2 protein-coding genes and 3 pseudogenes are annotated in these 2330 nt (G+C 44.8%); 1 reads left to right on the forward strand and 4 read right to left on the reverse strand.

The window, feature by feature from the left end; genetic code table 11:
* Positions 1-459: 459 nt before the first annotated feature.
* Positions 460-687, forward strand: a pseudogene (locus tag NDI45_RS30810) (IS5/IS1182 family transposase); the annotation flags it as partial.
* 136 nt (positions 688-823) lie between these two features.
* Here the strand turns inward: NDI45_RS30810 and NDI45_RS30815 are convergent.
* The 4 genes and pseudogenes from NDI45_RS30815 to NDI45_RS30830 all read right to left on the reverse strand — a co-directional run.
* A pseudogene (locus tag NDI45_RS30815) lies at positions 824-1009 on the reverse strand (response regulator transcription factor); the annotation flags it as partial.
* A gap of 367 nt (positions 1010-1376) precedes the next feature.
* Positions 1377-1794, reverse strand: a pseudogene (locus NDI45_RS30820) (nuclear transport factor 2 family protein).
* A gap of 72 nt (positions 1795-1866) precedes the next feature.
* Entirely contained in the window at positions 1867-2160 is a 294-nt protein-coding gene (locus NDI45_RS30825) for a hypothetical protein (RefSeq protein WP_190794869.1), read from the reverse strand.
* A complete protein-coding gene (locus NDI45_RS30830; RefSeq protein WP_347277940.1) occupies positions 2157-2330 on the reverse strand; it encodes a peptidoglycan-binding domain-containing protein in 174 nt (57 codons plus the stop codon). Before NDI45_RS30830 ends, NDI45_RS30825 begins: the two co-directional genes overlap by 4 nt.

Below are 2330 nucleotides of genomic sequence, written 5' to 3' on the forward strand. Positions count from 1 at the left end.
AGGGGAAAGTGTATCTCAAGCAGAATTCGTCAATGAAATCTTCGGAGTGAGTGCTTAAAGCAATACGAACGAGAGCAGTTCGTTTGTTACTTTAAAATCTTTGCAACAGAACCCCTTTTTTTGGGTGTCACCTGCACTTGACGGGGCACCTTCGCATATTTCTCGTTCACGTAGGTTTGCAGCCATTGTTGAGAAACCTGTGTCGCACGAGCAATACCAGCTAATGAAATCCGCTCTAACAGCAAGCGGTCAATTAGTTTCCGCGTGGCTTGGTCGATCACTTTTTTGCTGGGTTGTTCGATGAGCTGTCGTTTGCAGTCGTGGCATTTGAATCGTTATTTACCGTTGTGGATGTGACCATTCTTAACCGTTTTGGTGGATGCACAAATCGGGCAGGCAGGCATGGTAGGAGAACAGAAAAGACTTTGCTTCTTCATCATTACGTCTTGAGTACCACCAATCAGGTTTGAGCTTTCGACCAAGCCCTCGAAACAAGAAAAGGCAGAACAGGGAAAATCTGGATTTGTTCCGGCAATTGCCAGGTGGGTGATTGAGCGTTCCAATGCCTGGATGGAGCGTTGTAAAATCTTGGTCAAGAACTTTGAGCGGACGCTTGCCATTGCCATAACCAAACTCAACCTTTGCTTCATTCGGCTAATGATTAAGCGGCTTGCAGCCTCTCCTTAAGATCTCAAATAGGTTCTATATTCTTTACCGTTCCAAGAGTGATGAAATACCACTACTTTGACAGAGGTTAGTGTTCCTGGTGGTAAAATTTGCTCTACAACTTCCAGTGCTTCTTCAGAAGTTATCATTGAACCTCCTAAATCAGCCCTTGACGTAAAGCAACTACAGCAGCTTGTACACGATGGTCAACTCCAAGTTTGTTGAAGATACCACGTACATAAGTTTTTATAGTGTTGTGGCTTAGATATAGATGGGCTGCAATTTCAGAATTACTTTGACCTTCCGCCATGAGTTTCAAAACTTCCAATTCACGGCTTGAGAGCCTGTGCGTAGTCTCAAAAGACACTGAGGAAGAGTATTTTGTCTCTTGCATAAAAAACCTCTTAGGTGGTGTTAAAGTTGCTCACTATGAGTTATAAATCAATCAAGTTTTTGCTGATAGCTGTACATTGCAACCTGTGACAGAAGCAAGATGACTCGATACAGAAACATTGCGGTCTGATGCAAAAGGATTGCAATTTGATACAAAAGCGTTGCAGCTTTGTGCAGAAGCGTTGTGACTAGAGCGGCGATCGCTGCCGCGATTTACCCTACCTCAGCGATCACACCACGGACAAGATTACGGACAAGATTAAAGTTATACCCTCTAGCTTGCGGTGGATTCAAAAGACGAATCTATGAGCTTCTAATTACGCCGCGCTGCTAGTTTCATCCTTGACTTCGGTTTTGATGACGAAAGCCCTTAATTCGACAATCTTTCCGTCACGAAAGCGCCAGACATCGCAGTACGAGTAATGATCCGCCTTCCCGTCTGCGTCCTTCAGTGTGATGTCGCCAACTGCCGTGACGAAATCACCCTCAGCGATTAAGTTGGCGACCGTAAACTTTGGCGGCTCTATGTATGTCTCTGCCATATATTGGCGAACAACTTCTTTTCCGTTAAGGGTCTTGTCCCCTACGAACGTCCATTTCGTGTCGTCAGTGCAGAATGTCCCCTACGAACGTCCATTTCGTGTCGTCAGTGCAGAATGACAAGAATCCTTCATAGTTGCCTGCAGCGTTCGCCGCATTTGCCTCTTCTAAAATGGCTTTGTTTTTCTCTGACATCTGAATCTCTCCTCTGTTCAAAGCAAAAAAGTGGTGTGAGTTGTTATGCTGTTGCCCCTCACTAGTTTACTTCTAGGGACTGGTAAACGGCTTACATTGAATCGCCTTCACATTTCGCAGATAGTTCAACTCTGGCTCGAAGTCAGTCGGACAGAAGACATAAACATTGTCCTGAGATCGGCTAATGACTAAACGGTAGCTGGGTGGAATTTCCTGGGAACCTTCGATCACTTCGATTCTGGGAATCACTTGTGAATTGACTTGAGCCAGGGATGGAAAATTGAACAGTAGGAGTACGCCGAACAGAATTGTGATTGCGATTGTGGTTGTAGTTGTAATTTTGGTTGAAAGAATCTTTCGGTTCATGAGAAATCTCCTGTGACTTGTGGTTGTGTAATGTTCTGTTGTTTCCAGGGAAGCGGTGATCGATAGGGGTTTTCGCGCATATCTAGGACTTCCCAAGTTGTAGGATTGACTTGCCCTGTGACTGGGATTTCGTACCGTTGCTGTAAATCTCGTATTGCAGAAGCTGTAAT

The sequence above is a fragment of the Leptolyngbya sp. GB1-A1 genome (assembly GCF_039962475.1).
Taxonomy (GTDB): domain Bacteria; phylum Cyanobacteriota; class Cyanobacteriia; order Elainellales; family Elainellaceae; genus Leptolyngbya_A.